This window comes from Pseudomonas sp. Soil_N_39 (assembly GCF_057655955.1).
In genome coordinates this window covers 1-17,074 of record NZ_JBDGLI010000022.1, presented here as the reverse complement: position 1 = coordinate 17,074, position 17,074 = coordinate 1, and the positions used below count along the sequence as shown (strand labels likewise).

At 60.9% G+C, this 17,074-nt stretch carries 14 protein-coding genes; 6 read left to right on the top strand and 8 right to left on the bottom strand.

All coding sequences use genetic code 11. From position 1 onward, the window contains the following. Position 1 precedes the first annotated feature (1 nt). From ureG to AC3A5O_RS24870, 3 genes are all read left to right on the top strand, one after another. Positions 2-616, top strand: coding sequence for an urease accessory protein UreG (ureG, locus tag AC3A5O_RS24880; protein ID WP_060739393.1), 615 nt, complete (start codon positions 2-4; stop codon positions 614-616). Positions 617-647: 31 nt separating this feature from the next. Continuing rightward, positions 648-1,220, top strand: coding sequence for a HupE/UreJ family protein (locus tag AC3A5O_RS24875; protein ID WP_305482492.1), 573 nt, complete (start codon positions 648-650; stop codon positions 1,218-1,220). A 275-nt stretch (positions 1,221-1,495) separates the two neighbouring features. Then, complete coding sequence (locus AC3A5O_RS24870) at positions 1,496-2,629, top strand: AGE family epimerase/isomerase (RefSeq protein WP_305491616.1); 1,134 nt, start codon at positions 1,496-1,498, stop codon at positions 2,627-2,629. Between the two features lie 159 nt (positions 2,630-2,788). Here AC3A5O_RS24870 and AC3A5O_RS24865 read toward each other — a convergent pair whose 3' ends face one another. The 8 genes from AC3A5O_RS24865 to amaB all read right to left on the bottom strand — a co-directional run bounded on the left by AC3A5O_RS24865 (position 2,789) and on the right by amaB (position 12,841). Next, a complete protein-coding gene (locus tag AC3A5O_RS24865; RefSeq protein WP_095963256.1) occupies positions 2,789-3,553 on the bottom strand; it encodes an SDR family oxidoreductase in 765 nt (254 codons plus the stop codon). 850 nt (positions 3,554-4,403) lie between these two features. Continuing rightward, positions 4,404-5,120, bottom strand: a complete 717-nt coding sequence (locus tag AC3A5O_RS24860) for an ABC transporter ATP-binding protein (protein WP_122567281.1) — start codon at positions 5,118-5,120, stop codon at positions 4,404-4,406. Continuing rightward, positions 5,117-5,989, bottom strand: a complete 873-nt coding sequence (locus AC3A5O_RS24855; RefSeq protein ID WP_122567282.1) for an ABC transporter ATP-binding protein — start codon at positions 5,987-5,989, stop codon at positions 5,117-5,119. Before AC3A5O_RS24855 ends, AC3A5O_RS24860 begins: the two co-directional genes overlap by 4 nt. Continuing rightward, positions 5,986-7,269: a high-affinity branched-chain amino acid ABC transporter permease LivM gene (gene livM / locus AC3A5O_RS24850; RefSeq protein ID WP_122567283.1), complete on the bottom strand. Its 1,284-nt coding sequence runs from the start codon at positions 7,267-7,269 to the stop codon at positions 5,986-5,988. The genes AC3A5O_RS24855 and livM overlap by 4 nt, the downstream gene beginning before the upstream one ends. A gap of 3 nt (positions 7,270-7,272) precedes the next feature. After that, the gene (locus AC3A5O_RS24845; RefSeq protein WP_046064350.1) at positions 7,273-8,187 is read right to left on the bottom strand and encodes an ABC transporter permease subunit; all 915 of its coding nucleotides are present in this window, start codon (positions 8,185-8,187) and stop codon (positions 7,273-7,275) included. A 223-nt stretch (positions 8,188-8,410) separates the two neighbouring features. After that, positions 8,411-9,544: a branched-chain amino acid ABC transporter substrate-binding protein gene (locus AC3A5O_RS24840; RefSeq protein ID WP_122567284.1), complete on the bottom strand. Its 1,134-nt coding sequence runs from the start codon at positions 9,542-9,544 to the stop codon at positions 8,411-8,413. 370 nt (positions 9,545-9,914) lie between these two features. Then, positions 9,915-11,198 (bottom strand): L-pipecolate oxidase, encoded by a 1,284-nt coding sequence (gene amaA / locus AC3A5O_RS24835; protein ID WP_487753856.1) that lies wholly within the window; start codon positions 11,196-11,198, stop codon positions 9,915-9,917. A 152-nt stretch (positions 11,199-11,350) separates the two neighbouring features. After that, the gene (gene amaB / locus AC3A5O_RS24830; protein WP_305482489.1) at positions 11,351-12,841 is read right to left on the bottom strand and encodes an L-piperidine-6-carboxylate dehydrogenase; all 1,491 of its coding nucleotides are present in this window, start codon (positions 12,839-12,841) and stop codon (positions 11,351-11,353) included. Positions 12,842-13,021: 180 nt separating this feature from the next. Between amaB and AC3A5O_RS24825 the strand changes: the two genes are divergently transcribed. From AC3A5O_RS24825 to nadE, 3 genes are all read left to right on the top strand, one after another. Beyond that, positions 13,022-13,930 carry a LysR family transcriptional regulator gene (locus AC3A5O_RS24825; RefSeq protein WP_305469483.1) on the top strand — a complete coding sequence of 303 codons (909 nt, stop codon included), beginning with the start codon at positions 13,022-13,024 and terminating at the stop codon, positions 13,928-13,930. A 274-nt stretch (positions 13,931-14,204) separates the two neighbouring features. Beyond that, a complete protein-coding gene (pncB, locus tag AC3A5O_RS24820) occupies positions 14,205-15,431 on the top strand; it encodes a nicotinate phosphoribosyltransferase (protein WP_122567288.1) in 1,227 nt (408 codons plus the stop codon). A gap of 4 nt (positions 15,432-15,435) precedes the next feature. Further along, positions 15,436-16,263 (top strand): NAD(+) synthase, encoded by an 828-nt coding sequence (gene nadE, locus AC3A5O_RS24815; RefSeq protein WP_487753855.1) that lies wholly within the window; start codon positions 15,436-15,438, stop codon positions 16,261-16,263. Positions 16,264-17,074: the final 811 nt, after the last annotated feature.

Here is a 17,074-nt window from a genome sequence, read left to right as displayed (position 1 = left end):
CATGAATACACAACCTCTGCGCGTCGGTATCGGCGGTCCGGTGGGTTCCGGCAAGACCGCCCTGACCCTGGCCCTGTGCCTGGCTCTACGTGAACGCTACAACCTGGCGGTAGTCACCAACGACATCTACACCCGCGAAGACGCCGATTTCCTGGTGCGCAACGAAGCCCTGGCGCCCGAGCGGATCATCGGCGTGGAGACCGGCGGCTGCCCGCACACGGCGATTCGCGAAGATGCCTCGATCAACCTTGAGGCGGTGGACCAGTTGAACCGGCGCTTCCCGGGCCTGGATCTGATCCTGGTGGAATCGGGCGGCGACAACCTGTCGGCGACCTTCAGCCCGGAGCTGTCGGACCTGACGATCTATGTGATCGACGTCTCGGCCGGCGACAAGCTGCCGCGCAAGGGCGGGCCGGGTATTTGCAAATCCGACCTGCTGGTCATCAACAAAATCGACTTGGCCCCCCTGGTGGGCGCGTCCCTGGAGATGATGGACAGCGACACCCGGCGGATGCGCAACGGCAAGCCTTTCGTGTTCAGCAACCAGAAGACCGGCCAGGGGCTGGACGACATCATCGCCTTCATCGAGCGCCAGGGCCTGCTGAGCGCCGCCTGATTTTTCCGACTGACAACAAGGAAGCTTATCCATGACGTTCAAACGCATCCTCGGCGCCCTCGCCCTGCTGCTGACCCCGGCCCTGGCCTTCGCCCACCCCGGCCATGGCGACAATGGCCTGATCGCCGGCCTCGGCCACCCCATCGGCGGGCTCGACCATTTGCTGGCGATGCTGGCGGTCGGCCTGTGGGCCGCGCAACAACAAGGCGCCGCGCGTTGGGCACTGCCATGCACCTTCGTCGGTACGATGCTGCTCGGCGGCCTGCTGGGCTTTGAAGGCCTGGAGCTGCCGGCGCTGGAAAGCGGGATCGCTGCCTCGGTGCTCGCCCTGGGCCTGGCGGTGGCACTGGCGGTGCGTCCGCCGTTGAGCCTGGCGGTCGGTGCAACCGCGCTGTTCGCGCTGTTCCATGGCGTGGCCCATGGCTTGGAACTGCCAGACATGTCGAGCCCGTGGGCCTATGCGGCAGGTTTCGTCGCGGCCACGGCGGCGCTGCATGGCGCAGGTTTTGCGCTGGTGCGGGTATTGCCGCGGGCGGCGGCGCCATTGGTCAGGTTGGTTGGGGCTGCTTCGGCGGGAGCTGGGGTGTGGTTGTTGGCGAGTTGATTCTCTAGCGCCTGCCTGGCCGCTATCGCGAGCAAGCTCGCTCCCACAGTTTGATCGGGGTACACCGGCCCCGTGGGAGCCAGCCTGCTTCACACCTTGATCGAGGTACACCGGCCCCTGTGGGAGCGAGCCTGCTTCACACCTTGATCGAGGTACACCGGCCCCTGTGGGAGCGAGCTTGCTCGCGATGACGGACTTGCAGGCGCCATCTCTCTGGAGTCGGTCACTCTGCTACCATGTCGCGCAATCGCCCCCAGCCGTGACGACGTCCGCCCATGCCTGATGCTTCCCGCCCCGCTCCCCAGCCTGAATTGACCGCCCTGTTCGCAACAGTGCGTCAGCATTTTCACGACGTGATCGTGCCAATGTGGCAAGGCCCGGGCTGGAATGCCGAACTGGCGCTGCCCTATGAATCACTGGATGCCGGACATGCACCACTGCCGCCCCAGCGCTACCGCGCCATGGCCTGTGCGCGGCAGTTGTATGTGTTCGCCAGCCTGATTGGCGAAGTGCCCCAGGCCGAGGATCGGGCCAGTGCCCTGTTCCGCTCGCTACAGCGTCATTTCCACGATGCCGAACACGGCGGCTGGTTCTACAGCATCGACCCCCAGGGCGCGCCGCTGGACACCGGCAAAGACCTCTACACCCACGCCTTTATCCTGTTCGCCTGCGCCCATTACTGGGGCAAGGTCCGCGAACCGCTGGTGGAGTCGGTGCTCAACGCCAGCCTGGAGGTCATCGCCCAGCGCTTTGCCAACACCGACGGTCTCTACGAAGCCAGCCTCAAGCGCGATTGGTCGACGACCGGCTCCGGCCCGTTGCAGAACCCCTTGATGCACCTGGCCGAAGCCTTCCTCGCCACCCTCTCGGTCCGCGACGACGCCAACGTCCGTCAGGCATTGTTGAGCCTGTGCGACGGCATGGCCAAGCATTTCATCGAACCGCAGCAACGGGTCATGATGGAAAAACCGCTCAAGGCTGTGGATAACTGGTTCGAGCCGGGTCACCAGTTCGAATGGTATTACTTGCTGGCCTCATCGCCCCTGTTGCGCAACGGCAAGTTGCACACCGCCCTGCAGCGCAGCTTCAGCCATACCGAACAACGCGGCGTCGATCCGAACTCCGGCGCCGTTTGCGCGATGCTGGCCCTGGAACCACAGGCCGGCCCACGCGATGTCACCCAACGCATCTGGGCTCAAGCGGAGTACTTGCGGGCACTCACATTGCGCCCAGGTCACCAGGGCGTGTTGCTGCGTCAATTGCAGGCGCTGCAGCAGCATTTCCTGCATGCCAAGGGCTGGAACGAATGCCTGGACGCCGACGGCAGGGTAAGCCGCCGGGACATGCCGTCCACCACGCCGTATCACCTGCTGACCTGCTATCGCGGGCTGGCCGATTATCTAGGCTGATTGGCAAACCGCTATCGCGGGCAAGCCTTGCTCCCACAGGGATTTGAGCAGCCCTGCTCCCCCAGGGATAGATCAAGCCTGTGGGAACAGCCCTACTTCCCAGAAATGAATCAAAACCTGTGGGAGCAAGGCTTGCCCGCGATGAACGATAGCGCGGTCTTATGTTTTGTTGCGCTCAATGGCGAAACCAGCCCAGGTCTGGCTCACCGGCATCAGCTCCAGGCTGTTGATGTTGATGTGTGCCGGCGTGTTGAGCACCCAGAAAATCGTATCGGCGATGTCCTGTGGCTGGATCGGCTCGGCCCCGGCGTAGGTCGCGTTGTAGCGCTCCTGATCGCCACCGAAGCGCACCAGGGAGAACTCGCTCTCGCACAGGCCCGGCTCGATGTTGCTCACCCGCACGCCCGTGCCTTGCAGGTCGCAACGCAGGTTCAGGGAGAACTGTTTGACGAACGCCTTGCTCGCGCCATACACATGGCTGCCCGGATACGGGTAGTTGCCAGCGATGGAACCCAGGTTGACGATTCCGGCCCCACGGCCATGGGCGATCAGGCGTGGCAACAGCAGGCGGGTGCTGTAGAGCAGCCCTTTCACATTGGTGTCGACCATGGTGTCCCAGTCATCGAGGTCGCACTTGGGTGCCGGGTCGACGCCCAGGGCCAGGCCGGCGTTGTTGATCAGCCCGCGCAACTTGGCGAAGGACGGCGGCAGGTTGGCGATGGCCTCTTCCATGGCCTTGCGATCACGCACGTCAAGGACCAGGCCATGGACCTCGGTCTGCTTTGACAACTCCGCGCAGAGAGCATTGAGGCGTTCTTCACGACGACCGGTCAGCACCAGTTTCCAACCGGCCTCGGCAAAACGACGGGCACAGGCCTCACCAAAACCAGACGTTGCGCCGGTGATAAACAGGGTGTCAGACATCGTGTTCTCCTTGTTTGAACTTCAAAAGCCATTGAATGGAAATCGGTCCACAGCATGCCCGGCCTGGCACACCAGGGGCAAGGCTTGCGCATGAGCTTTTGGCCCACAGCTGCTCATAAAACAACCAATTCCCGCCAGGCCTTGCCCAACAAGGCCCGCAGCCGGTTGCGCGCACCTTATCCACAGGCACGTCCACAGTAATCGGGGGCAAGTGCAAACCCCACAAGCCGCTGTGCATAAGGCTTTGCGGGGTATTTGGAAAATTTTTTCGCTTGACCCTGCAAGCGAGGTTGTGCAGCGCGAGTTATCTGCTATAAGCCAGTGCGCGATGGGCGATGGCTCCAAGCCAGTAACGACGGCGCTCAGCGCAGTCTTTCCAGAGTTTAGTCACAGACTTATCCACAGGCTTGCCCACCGTCTTTCGAGCCCATTCCCGTGCTCATAAAAGTGTTGACAACAGCCGCTCCCGCTTGACCAAAAATGCCTGATCAAAAAACGATCACAACCCTGCAAGCCACGTATTCAAAGGCTTTCAGCCAGCTACTCCCACGTTACCCACAGCCAGTTCCACAGCAAACGGGGACAAGTCAAAACCGTGACAAAACAACTGTTTGCGGCGACTTTATGTCGCGGTTTCGCAGGGGCTCAGGATTGTTGTCCACAATTCTGAAAACGGTACAAATCCCTGTGGGAGCGAGCTTGCTCGCGATAGCGGTGGATCAGCCGACATTGATGTTGACTGAACCGCCGCTATCGCGAGCAAGCTCGCTCCCACAAGGGGGAAAGTGGTGGTTTGGAGAGATAAAAAAACCGGCGATTCCTCGCCGGTTTTTTCATTGCCGCAGTCGCTTCAATGCCCGCCCAGGTACGCGTTGCGTACCTCCTCGTTGGCGAGCAGTTCCTTGCCGGTGCCGGTCAGGCGGATTTCGCCGTTGACCATCACATAGGCCCGGTCCGACAGCTTGAGGGCGTGGTTGGCGTTCTGTTCCACCAGGAAAATGGTCATCCCGGTGGAGGCCAGTTCACGCAAGGTGGCGAAGATCTGTTTCACCACGATCGGCGCCAGTCCCAGGCTCGGTTCATCGAGCAGCAACAACTTCGGCCGGCTCATCAATGCCCGGGCGATGGCGAGCATTTGCTGCTCGCCGCCGGACATGGTCATGGCCCGCTGGTTGCGCCGCTCCTTGAGCCGTGGGAACAGCTCGAACATGCGTTGCATGTCTTCGCTGGCGTACTTGTCACCGATGGGAATGGTGCCCATCAGCAGGTTTTCCTCGACGGTCATGTCAGGGAACACCCGCCGCCCTTCCGGCGACTGCGCAATACCGTGGGACGCAATGTAATGGGACGACTTGTGGGTGATGTCCACGCCCTGGTAAATGATCTGCCCACCCGCCGCTCGCGGCTGGCCGAAAATCGACATCAGCAGCGTGGACTTGCCGGCACCGTTGGAGCCGATCAGGCTCACGGTTTCCCCTTCACCAATGTGCAGCGAGACTTTTTTCAAGGCCTGGATCGGCCCGTAGAACACGTCCAATTCCTTGAGCTCGAGGATAGGTCCACTCATACCAGCTCCTCTTCGTCGGCACCCAGGTAGGCCGCAATCACTTTCGGATCGTTGCGAATCGCCTCAGGACCGCCCTCGGCGATCACGGTGCCGTGGTCCAGCACCACGATGTGGTCGGAAATGCTCATTACCATGCCCATGTCGTGTTCGATCAGCACTACGGTCAGATCGTGCTCGTCGCGCAGCAGCCGGATCATCGCGCTCAGCGCTTCGGTTTCCTGAGGGTTGAGGCCGGCGGCCGGTTCGTCGAGACAGATGATCTGCGGTCGGGTGCACATGGCCCGGGCAATTTCCAGACGCCGTTGCTGGCCGTAGGAAAGCTCCCCGGCGAGGCGGTTGGCACAATCCACCAAGTCCACCACTTCCAGCCAGTAGAAGGCATGGTCCAGGGCATCGCTTTCAGCCTTGCGGTAGCCCTTGGTGTTGAGGATGCCCGCCACCAAACTGCGATTGACCCACATATGCTGAGCCACTAGCAGGTTTTCCAACACCGACATTTCCTTGAACAGGCGAATGTTCTGGAAAGTACGCGCCAGGCCAGCGCGGTTCACCAGATGGGTGCCACCGAACATCTTGTAGTACATCCGGCTGGCGAAGGATTTCGGCGACACGAAGTCCGTCGGGCGAAATGCTTCGCCCAGCAGCTTGATGACGTTGGTCCGCTCGCCGCGCACATTGAGTTCGATCTTGCCACCCGTGGCCTTGTAGAACCCGGTCAGGCAGTTGAACACCGTAGTCTTGCCCGCACCGTTGGGGCCGATCAGGGCGAAGATCGAGTTGCGTTTGACTTGCAGGCTGACGTCGTTGAGGGCCTTGATCCCACCAAATTGCATCATCAGGTTTTCGACGGAGAGTACGACTTCGCTCATGGCGCTACTCCTTTACGCGGCGTCACACCTGTGCGGCTGATGCGGATCAGCCCGCGAGGGCGCCAGATCATCATCAACACCATCAGTATGCCGAACAGCAGCACCCGATACTCCGCGAAGCCGCGCAGCAGTTCCGGGGCCACGGTCAGCACGAAGGCCGCAATCACCACGCCAATGGTCGAGCCCATGCCACCCAGCACCACAATGGCGAGGATCAGGGCCGATTCGAAGAAGGTGAACGATGTCGGGTTGACGAAGCCTTGGTAAGTGGCGAAGAACACCCCGGCCAAGCCGGCCGTCGAGGCGCCGATGGTGAATGCCGAGAGTTTGACCAGAACGTGGTTCAGGCCCATTGAGCGGCAGGCGATTTCATCTTCACGCAGGGCTTCCCAGGCACGACCGACCGGCATGCGGGTCAAGCGATGCTTGATGTACAGCACGGCCAGCACGACGAGGAACAACACCGCGTAGATGAAGTAATACTTCACGTCCGGGTTGTAGGCGATGCCGAAAAACTCATGGAAAGGTATGCCGCCGTCCTTCGCTCTTTTACCGAGCTCCAGGCCGAAGAAGGTTGGCAGTGGTGCCGGCATGCCATTCGGGCCGCCGGTCAGGGACAGCCAGTTATTGAGGACCAGCCGGATGATTTCACCAAAGCCCAGGGTCACGATTGCCAGGTAGTCACCGTGCAGGCGCAATACCGGGAAACCGAGGATGCAGCCGGCCAGCCCCGCCGTGATCGCGGCCAATGGCAGCACTGTCCAGAAACCCAGCCCCAAGTATTGATACCCGAGAGCCAGTCCATAGGCACCGATGGCGTAGAACGCCACATAACCGAGGTCAAGCAGACCCGCCAGGCCCACCACGATGTTCAACCCCAAGCCGAGCAGTACGTAGATCAGCCCAAGGATGACTACGCCCAGCAGGTACGAGTTGGAGAAAAACGGGAACACCACGGCGATGACAATCACCAGCGGGATGATCCAGCGCAATCGGGTCTTGTAGTCAGGTGGCAGTACATGAACCCCGGAGCCAGTGCTTTCGAAGCCTTCAAGAATTTCCAGGCCCTTGGGCGTTTGCAGGAACAGGCCCAGGGCAAAGCGGCCAGCCATGACGATGGCGACAATCCAAGCCACCCGAGTCGTTTCCATGTTGAAGCCGTAGCCGTCCAGGACTACGCCGACAATCGGGCCGAACACAATCAGGGCGACCAGACCGGCAAGAATCGCGTCAACCAGGCTTCTTTTGAGATCAATGGTTTTTTTAGTGGTTGAAGACATCGCTTACACCTTCGACACAAGAGGACGGCCGAGCAGGCCTTGGGGCCGAAAGACCAGAACGAGAACGAGCAGCGAGAAGCTGAAGACGTCTTTGTAGTCCGAGTTGACCAGGCCCGAGAACAGCGACTCGGAGATCCCGAGAATGATCCCGCCGAGCATCGCCCCCGGCAATGAGCCGATCCCGCCGAGGACCGCTGCGGTGAATGCCTTGATGCCAATGATGAATCCGGCATAGAAGTCGAACGTGCCGTAGTTCATGGTGATCAGCACGCCGGCCAGGGCCGCCATCGCGGCACCGATGATGAATACGTAGGAAATCACGCGGTCGGTATTGATCCCCAGGATCGAGGCCATCTTGCGGTCTTGCTGGGTCGCGCGGCACATGCGGCCCAGCTTGGTGTACTTGATGATGTAGGTCAGCAGGGCCATCCCCGCAAACGCTGCGATCAGAATGAAAACCTTGGTGTAAGTCAGTTGCACGAATCCTGTGCCGACTTCGACGCGCCAAGCCCCCGTCAGCAGGGTTGGGACGCCTTGTTGCTTCGCACCCTGGGCGATCTGTGCATAGTTTTGCAGGATCAGCGAAATACCGATGGCGCTGATCAGCGGTGCCAGGCGGGTAGAGTTACGCAGGGGTTTGTAGGCGACACGTTCGATGACCCAGCCATACACCGCCGTGACGACGATGGTGAAGATCAGCGTACCGAGCATCAGCAGGGGAAAGGATTCAATACCGAAGTATGCCAGCAGAGCCAGACTGATCGCCGCGAGGTACGCAGAGATCATGTAAACCTCGCCATGGGCGAAGTTGATCATGCCGATGATGCCATAGACCATTGTGTAGCCGATGGCGATCAGGCCATAGACCGACCCGAGGGTCAGGCCGTTGACCAGTTGCTGCAGGAAAATACCATCCATAACGCAATCTCACGCAGTGAGAACCTGCACACCCTTGAGTGTGCGGTTCTTCTAAGGAAAATACAGATTTACGTCGGAGCAATGTCAGTCAGAACACTACAACCCTTGTGGACGCTGGCCTGCCAGCGAGAGCGGACGGACATTCAACGAAGATGTCGCCTGTCAGTCCGCCATCGCGAGCAGGCACGCCCCACATGGAATCGGGGGATCTAGCCGATCGTGTTTACTTCTGTTTTTCCAGCTGGTGGTATTTGCCGTCCTTGTCCCACTGGTAAACCACGTAGTCGGAGACTTTCAGGTCGCCCTTGGCGTCCCAGGTCTTCTCGCCCATCACGGTCTTGACTGGGTTAGCCTTGAGCCACTTGGCCGCAGCTTCGCCATCGTTTTTCTTGGCGCCATTAAAGGCCGCCGCGAGGGTCTGAACCGAAGCGTAGGCGTACAGGGTGTAGCCTTCCGGCTCAGTGCCCTTGGCACGGAATGCATCCACTACAGCCTTGCTGTCTGGCAGCAGGCGTGGGTCGGCACCGAAGGTCATCAGCACGCCATCGACAAATTGCGGGCCGCCAGCGGTGGTGACCAGCTCGTCGGTCACGATACCGTCGTCGGACATGAACTTGACGTCTTTGAGGCCTTGCTCACGCAGTTGACGAACCAGGGGACCGGCTTCCGGATGCAGACCGCCGAAGTAGACGACGTCGGCGCCGGCGCCGCGGATCTTGGTGACGATGGTGCTGAAGTCTTTTTCACCACGGGTCAGGCCTTCATACAGCACTGGCGTCACGCCGCGCTTGGCCAGTTGAGCCTTGGTCGCATCCGCCAGGCCCTGGCCGTAGGTGTCCTTGTCATGCAGCACAACGACTTTCTTGCCCTTGAGCACGTCGACAATGTAGTCGCCGGCGACGATGCCCTGCTGGTCATCACGCCCGCACATGCGGAACATGGCGCTCAGGCCGCGCTCGGTAACAGCCGGGTTGGTCGAACCCGGGGTGATTGCGATGATGCCTGCTTCGTCGTAGATCTCGGAGGCCGGAATGGTCGACGAGGAGCAGAAGTGACCGACCACGCCCGCCACTTTCTGGTTGGTCAGGTCCTTGGCCACGGTAACAGCCTGTTTCGGTTCGCAGGCGTCATCGCCCTTGACCAGTACGATCTTCTCGCCGTTCACGCCACCCGCCGCGTTGACCGCATCGGCCGCTGCCTGCGCCCCTTTCATGTACTGCTCGCCAAATGCCGCGTTGGCGCCGGTCATCGGCCCCGCCACACCAATTTTCACATCAGCTTGAGCAAACGCAGAAACACCCAGTGCAGCTGCCACTGCGAGGGCCAGGAAACCTTTCTTGTAAAACGTCTGGGACATGAGGTGGTGCTCCAAGGTTTTTTTTAGTTGGCACTGCGACTTCATTTCACTGAGAAGCTCAGAGCAAGGGCCGTGCCATCGGTTTTTTATTCTGAAAAAAGTCGCTGCTTTATTGTTATTTCGACTGTTTCGGGCCCTTTTTCATGGGGCGTGCAACCGTCTAAACCGCGTGAGGTGCAACCTTTTATCTAAATAGGTGAAACCCTCCATGAGCCATCATTGCAACCATCGCACGAAACGACGTGCAACCACTGTGTAACAACCCACGTCACCGAACTGCACACTGTCGGTGCGCGACTGCTACAACCCGCACCATAACAGGCTAGACGCTACGCCGGAAAACGCGGCTTCCAGCAACAATTTTCAACACTCAAATGACGATCCGCAGGCACTGGCCCGCGTGATACAGCGAAAAGCCCGCCTCATACAGGCAGCTGCGCAATCCCACCCCGGCCAACGACTGCATGGGCGCGAACGGGATCGGCAGGGCCTGGGCATTGCCGTGACACAGGTAATCGGCGAACGCCTTGCCCACCACCGTGCCGGTGGTCACGCCCCGGCCGTTGTAGCCGGTCACGGCCACCAGCCCCGGAGCGGGTTCGAACAGGCGCATCAAATGATCGGGGGTGAAGGCGATGCAACCGGTCCAGGTGCACTCCCACTCCACCGGTTTGAGATAAGGAAAATAGTGTTGCTGCACCCGGTCGGCCCAAGCCTTGAGAAACCAGGTCGGCTTGCGGTTGCCGTTGCCCAGGCTGCCCAGCAGCAAACGGCCGTCCTTGTCCCGGCGGATGCTGCTCAACACCTGGCGGGTATCCCACGAACCCTGCCCGCCCGGCAGAATGCGTTGGGCGGCCTCGTCGGTCAGCGGGACGGAAGCGACCTGATAGTAATAACCGGGGAAAAAATTGCGCCGCAGTTCGGTCCAGTCACCCTCGGTGTAGGCATTGGAGGCAATCACCACCTGCTCGGTCAGCACCGAACCCTGGGCGGTCTGCACCGACCAGCGCTGGCCTTGGCGTTCCAGGCGCGTCACCGGCGAGTGGTCGAACAACTGGCCGCCCAGGTCCGTGGCGGCCTTGGCCAGCCCGCTGGTGTAGGCCATCGGATTGAGCGTGCCGGCACGGCGGTCGAGCAATGCCGCGGCGATTTTCGCCGTGCCGGTGGCCTCGGCACAGGCCTGGCCGGTGAGCAACTCCACCGGGGCGCCACGGCGTTTCCATTGTGCTTCGCGACTGCGTAGGTCGGCCTCGCCCCGGGCGTTATGGGCCATGTGCAAGGTGCCTTCGCGGCGCAACTGGCAATCAATGTTGTATTTATCGATGAGGCTGAACACCAGGGCCGGTGCGGCGCCCAGCATGCGGTTGAGCTGGCTGCCCACCGCCTCGCCGAATCCGGCCTCGATGTCATCCGGCGGGATCCACAGCCCGGCGTTCACCAGGCCGACGTTGCGCCCCGATCCACCCTGCCCGGCCCGATGGGCTTCCAGCACAGCCACGCGCTTACCTTGCTCAAGCAAGTGCACCGCCGCCGACAGCCCGGTGAACCCTGCACCGATCACACAGACATCGACCGTGATTTCGCCGGTGAGGGCAGTGTTTTCAGGCCTTTGCGGCGTCAGTTTTTCCCACAGACATTCTTCGCGTAACGGCATTGCCAGACTCCGAAAAAGAAACCCAACCATCACACTATTCAGTGTGGGAGCGAGCTTGCTCGCGATAGCGGTCTGTCAGTCACATCTTATTGAATGTGCCGCCGCCATCGCGAGCAAGCTCGCTCCCACAGGGGATTTTCGTTGGCTCGACCTCAGTCGAAGGTAATCCCCTGGGCCAACGGCAACTCCAGTGAGTAGTTCACGGTGTTGGTCTGGCGCCGCATGTAGCCGCGCCAGGCGTCGGAGCCGGATTCGCGACCGCCGCCGGTTTCTTTTTCTCCACCGAATGCGCCGCCGATTTCCGCGCCGCTCGGGCCGATGTTGACGTTGGCGATGCCGCAGTCGCTGCCCACCGCCGACATGAACTGCTCGGCTTCACGCACATCGGTGGTGAAGATGCAGGACGACAGGCCCTGGGGCACGGCATTGTTCAAGTGCAAGGCCTCGGCAAAGTCCTTGTAGCCAACCACGTACAGGATCGGTGCGAAGGTTTCGTGGCGCACCACATCACTCTGCTCGGGCATCTCGACGATGGCTGGCGAGACGTAATAGGCATTCGGGAACTGGTCTTCCAACTGACGTTTACCGCCAAACACCTTACCGCCTTCGCTCAAGGCCTGCTCCAGCGCGTCCTGCATACCGTCGAAGCTGTGCTTGTCGATCAGTGGCCCGACCAGGTTGCCTTCCAACGGATGGCCGATGCGCACTTTCGAATAAGCGGCCTTGAGGCGGGTGACGATTTCTTCCTTCACCGACTCATGGGCGATCAGCCGGCGCAGAGTGGTGCAACGCTGACCGGCGGTGCCGACGGCGCTGAACAGGATGGCGCGCACGGCCATGTCCAGGTCGGCGCTCGGCGCCAGGATCATGGCGTTGTTACCGCCCAGTTCGAGAATGCTGCGGGCGAAACGCGCGGCGACTTTCGGTGCCACCTCACGGCCCATGCGAGTGCTGCCGGTGGCGCTGATCAAGGCCACGCGCGGGTCATCCACCAGGGCTTCACCGGCATCGCGACCGCCGATGATCACCTGGCTCAGGTACGGCGGTGCGTCGCTGAAGTTCTTCAGCACGCGTTCGAACAGCGCCTGGCACGCCAGGGCGGTGAGCGGGGTCTTTTCCGAGGGCTTCCAGATCACCGAGTTGCCGCAGACCAGGGCCAGCGTGGTGTTCCAGGCCCAGACCGCGACGGGGAAGTTGAAGGCACTGATCACCCCGACCACGCCCAACGGATGCCAGGACTCACGCATGTGGTGGCCCGGGCGCTCGGAGGCGATGGTCAGGCCGTACAGCTGGCGGGACAGGCCGACGGCGAAGTCGCAGATGTCGATCATCTCTTGCACTTCACCCAGGCCTTCCTGGGTGATCTTGCCAGCTTCCCACGACACCAGCTCGCCAAGATCGGCCTTGTATTCACGCAGCAGGTCGCCGAATTGACGCACCAGCTCGCCGCGACGCGGGGCCGGTACTTGGCGCCACAGGTCAAAGGCGTGTTCGGCACGGCTGACCTGCTGCTCGACTTCAGCGGCGCCTTCCCAGTTCACGGCACCGATGCGACTGCCATCGATAGGCGAATGCACCGGCTGTGTGCCGCCCTGGTACAGGGCCGGATTGACGCCCAGACGATCAAGCAATGCAGCAACCATGGGGTAACTCCTCTAAACGAGCGATGAAGGATTGGCAGACGGACAATTACCGTCTACTCAGGCCTCTAGTTTTAGCTGGCTCGAGTCTTGCCAACAAACGACCATTAAGCGAGATATCATTCCGTTTATTCATGCTGCCCCTGTCTCGATTTATAGAGCAACAAGAAAAAGGCCCTCGTCATGCTCAATAAGCGCTATTTGCCGTCGATCACCGCACTCCAGTGCTTCGAAGCCGTGACCCGCCACCTGAGCTTTACCCGTGCCGCCGAAGAGCTCCATCTGACCCAGAGCGCCGTCAGTAAACAAGTCGCCCAGCTTGAGGAGTTGTTGCAGCACCTGCTGTTCCGGCGCGTGCGCCGTCGCTTGCAGCTGACACCGGCCGGAGAGTTGTACTTGGGGGAAGTGCGAAAAATCCTCACCCAGGTGGAGATGTCCACCCACTACCTGCGTTCCTACGGCGGCGATACCGAAGTGCTGCGTGTCTCCACGCCTCCAACGTTCGGCGCCCGCTGGCTGGTGCCCCGCCTGAAGGGTTGGCGCCTGCGCCATCCGAAAATTCATCTGGACCTGTGCAGCGAGCAGGAAGCCGACGACTTGCAGCAGGGGCGCAGCGACTTGGCGTTCTACTTCGGCCAGGGTTCACGCCCTGGCACCGAATCCCTGAGATTGTTCGACGAAGAGCTGGTGCCAGTCTGCGCCCCCGGCAGCCTGCCTGAGCAACCCTTCACCGACCCGACCCAATTGGCCGAGCTGGTGCTGCTGCAAAACGCTTCGCGGCCCCAGGCCTGGCACGACTGGTTCGACAGCCAGGGCTACCACACCGAACACAGCTACCACGGGCCGCGTTTCGAAACCTTCTACATGTGCATCCGGGCCGCCCAGGTCGGCTGCGGCGTCGCCTTGCTGCCACGGTTTCTGGTGGAAGAAGAACTGGCCGACGGCAAACTGGTCATCCCCTGGCCCCACGCGATGCCTAGCACCAGCGCCTATTACCTGGCCTACCCGGAACATTCGGCGGAAGTGCCCAAGGTGCGGCTTTTTGTGGAGTGGATGCTGGAGCAGATCGACAGCCCGGATATACCGGCATAACCCGACGCGAACCTGTGGGAGCAAGGCTTGCCCGCGAAGAATCCGCCACGGTTTCCCGGAAACCGAGTCGCCTGTATCGCGGGCAAGCCTTGCTCCCACAGCGGGGCGGTGCGACGTTTCGCTAAATCCCCTCGCCACAGATAGCTCTCTTTGCCGAAAAAGACCCGGTGACCAAAAAAAACTGGCAATCATCATGAATGATATGCGCCACTAGCCGTTCACTAAAAACCGCCGAACCTCACTGCCCACTGCCGCGGCCTGTCTGGAGAACCCTATGAGCGAGAGCGTATTTGCCGATCGTATCGTGCAGAACCTGCTCGACACCGACTTCTACAAACTGACGATGATGCAGGCGGTGCTGCACAACTACCCCAACGTCGAAGTCGAGTGGGAGTTTCGTTGCCGCAACAGCGAAGACCTGCGTCCGTACCTGGCGGAGATCCGCTTCCAGATCGAGCGCCTGGCGGAACTGAACCTGAGCGCCGACCAGTTGGGTTTCCTGGAGCGCATCAGCTTCCTCAAGCCGGACTTCCTGCGGTTCCTGGGGCTGTTTCGCTTCAACCTGCGCTACGTGCACACCGGTATCGACAACGGTGAGCTGTTCATCCGCCTGCGCGGGCCGTGGCTGCATGTGATTCTGTTCGAGGTGCCGCTGCTGGCCATCGTCAGCGAAGTGCGCAACCGCTATCGCTACCGCGAAATCGTCCTGGAGCAGGCCCGCGAGCAGTTGTATCGCAAGTTCGACTGGCTGAGCGCCAACGCCAGCGCCGATGAGCTGTCCGAATTGCAAGTCGCGGATTTCGGCACCCGTCGGCGGTTTTCCTTCCGCGTCCAGGAAGAAGTGGTCAACGTGCTCAAGCATGATTTCCCCGGGCGTTTCGTCGGCACCAGCAATGTGCACCTGTCTCGGGAACTGGACATGAAACCCCTGGGCACCATGGCCCACGAGTGGATCATGGCCCACCAGCAACTGGGTCCGCGACTGATCGACAGCCAGATCGCCGCCCTCGATTGCTGGGTGCGCGAGTACCGGGGCCTGCTGGGGATCGCCCTCACCGACTGCATCACCATGGACGCCTTCCTCAAGGATTTCGATCTGTTCTTCGCCAAGCTGTTCGACGGTTTGCGCCATGACTCCGGTGACCCGGTGATCTGGGCCGAAAAGGCCATTGCCCACTACCACAAGCTCGGCATCGACCCGATGAGCAAGACCCTGGTGTTCTCCGATAGCCTGACATTGCCCAAATGCCTGGAGATTTTTCGGGCGTTGCGTGGTCGCATTAATGTCAGCTTCGGTATTGGCACCAACCTGACCTGCGACATCCCGGGTGTCGAGCCCATGAGCATCGTGCTTAAAATGATCAGCTGTGACGGGCAACCCGTGGCCAAGATTTCAGACGAGCCCGGCAAGACCCACTGCAAGGACCCGAATTTCGTCGCCTACATGCGACACGTTTTCCAAGTACCTGCCGCCCTTTCTGACACATCAAGCAAGGAGTGAATTCATGCAAGCCGTACAGCGTGAGATTGCTGAACAGCTCAAGGTCCAGCCACCGTTCGCCGATGACGCCGCCCTCAAGGCCGAAATCGCCCGGCGAGTGAGCTTTATCCAGGATTGCCTGGTCAATTCCGGGCTCAAGTCCCTCGTGCTGGGCATCAGCGGTGGCGTCGACTCGCTGACCGCCGGGCTGCTGGCCCAGCGTGCCGTGCGCGAACTGCGGGAGAAAACCGGTAACGCGGCCTATAGGTTCATCGCTGTGCGCCTGCCGTACGAAACCCAGTTCGACGAGCATGAAGCACAGGCCTGCTTGGACTTCATCGACCCGGACGAGCGCCATACCGTCAATATTGGCCCGGCGGTCAAGGCCTTGGCCGAGCAAGTCGCGGCGTTCGAAGGCAAGGCGGTGGTCTCGCGGGATTTCGTGCTGGGCAATACCAAGGCGCGGATGCGCATGCTGGCGCAATACACCATCGCTGGGGCCGAGCAGGGCCTGGTGATCGGCACCGACCATGCGGCCGAAGCGGTCATGGGTTTTTTCACCAAGTTCGGTGACGGCGCCTGCGACCTGGCGCCGTTGAGCGGCCTGGTGAAAAACCAGGTCCGGGCCATCGCCCGTGACTTTGGCGCACCGGAATCGCTGGTGGAAAAAGTCCCCACCGCCGATCTTGAAGACCTGTCGCCAGGCAAGCCGGACGAAGCTTCCCACGGTGTGACCTATGCCGAGATCGATGCTTTCCTGCACGGCCAACCGGTTCGCGAAGAGGCGGCCAGGATCATTTGTGAGACCTATCGTAAGACTGAGCACAAGCGGGTGATGCCGTATGCGCCGTAAGCGGTAAGCGGTAAGCGGTAAGCGGTAAGCTCGCGATAGCCGAGAGGCGTGGGTTGGTGTGTATATCCGTTTTTTTTGTAACGGCGGCTGGCGGTTCCGCTCTTACAGCGGGTCACTTTTGGAAGAGCGCCAAAAGTAACCAAAAGCGCTTTGCCCCACCACTCGGCACCTCGCCTAGGCTCGGTGTGCCCTCACTCCGGCATTGCTCCGTGGGCCCGCCGCGAAGGGCCATCCATGGCCCAGCGCGGCTATCCCGGCATCCATGCCGGGATGCCCACTGCGCAATGCCTGCGTTCGGCCAGCGTGGTTTAACGGGGCGCCCAGATCAAGATCAAGAGCCAAAGCAAGAGCAAGAGCAAGAGCAAGAGCAAGAGCAAGAGCAAGAGCAAGAGCAAGAGCAAGAGCAAGAGCAAGAGCAAGAGCAAGAGCGGGACATATCCCAGCATCTATTTAGCTGAACCACCGCTATCGCGAGCAAGCTCGCTCCCACAATGGGCCTGTGGTGAACACAAGACTTATGAGCACCCAAGATCACCTGTGGGAGCGAGCTTGCTCGCGATGAGGCCAGCAAACCCAACATCCCTGTGACTGAACCACCGCCATCGCAAGCAAGCTCGCTCCCACACTCATCCCACAGGAAAAAACGCGGTCCCACCAAGAGCCAGGTCGGCTCTCAGGCCGCCTCGCGGTGGACGTTGATCTCGGGCGCCCCGTTAACCACGATGGCTGAACGAAGGTATTGCGCAGTGGGCATCCCGGCATGGATGCCGGGATAGCCGCGCTGGGCCATGGATGGCCCTTCGCGGCGGCC

Excerpts from the sequence above, each read along its gene's own strand:
- amaA (WP_487753856.1), bottom strand. The coding sequence starts at position 11,198 with ATGCCGTTACGCGAAGAATGTCTGTGGGAAAAACTGACGCCGCAAAGG.
- AC3A5O_RS24865 (WP_095963256.1), bottom strand. The coding sequence starts at position 3,553 with ATGTCTGACACCCTGTTTATCACCGGCGCAACGTCTGGTTTTGGTGAG.
- pncB (WP_122567288.1), top strand. The coding sequence starts at position 14,205 with ATGAGCGAGAGCGTATTTGCCGATCGTATCGTGCAGAACCTGCTCGAC.
- amaB (WP_305482489.1), bottom strand. The coding sequence starts at position 12,841 with ATGGTTGCTGCATTGCTTGATCGTCTGGGCGTCAATCCGGCCCTGTAC.
- AC3A5O_RS24860 (WP_122567281.1), bottom strand. The coding sequence starts at position 5,120 with ATGAGTGGACCTATCCTCGAGCTCAAGGAATTGGACGTGTTCTACGGG.
- nadE (WP_487753855.1), top strand. The coding sequence starts at position 15,436 with ATGCAAGCCGTACAGCGTGAGATTGCTGAACAGCTCAAGGTCCAGCCA.
- AC3A5O_RS24825 (WP_305469483.1), top strand. The coding sequence starts at position 13,022 with ATGCTCAATAAGCGCTATTTGCCGTCGATCACCGCACTCCAGTGCTTC.
- AC3A5O_RS24855 (WP_122567282.1), bottom strand. The coding sequence starts at position 5,989 with ATGAGCGAAGTCGTACTCTCCGTCGAAAACCTGATGATGCAATTTGGT.
- AC3A5O_RS24845 (WP_046064350.1), bottom strand. The coding sequence starts at position 8,187 with ATGGATGGTATTTTCCTGCAGCAACTGGTCAACGGCCTGACCCTCGGG.
- AC3A5O_RS24875 (WP_305482492.1), top strand. The coding sequence starts at position 648 with ATGACGTTCAAACGCATCCTCGGCGCCCTCGCCCTGCTGCTGACCCCG.
- AC3A5O_RS24840 (WP_122567284.1), bottom strand. The coding sequence starts at position 9,544 with ATGTCCCAGACGTTTTACAAGAAAGGTTTCCTGGCCCTCGCAGTGGCA.
- livM (WP_122567283.1), bottom strand. The coding sequence starts at position 7,269 with ATGTCTTCAACCACTAAAAAAACCATTGATCTCAAAAGAAGCCTGGTT.
- ureG (WP_060739393.1), top strand. The coding sequence starts at position 2 with ATGAATACACAACCTCTGCGCGTCGGTATCGGCGGTCCGGTGGGTTCC.
- AC3A5O_RS24870 (WP_305491616.1), top strand. The coding sequence starts at position 1,496 with ATGCCTGATGCTTCCCGCCCCGCTCCCCAGCCTGAATTGACCGCCCTG.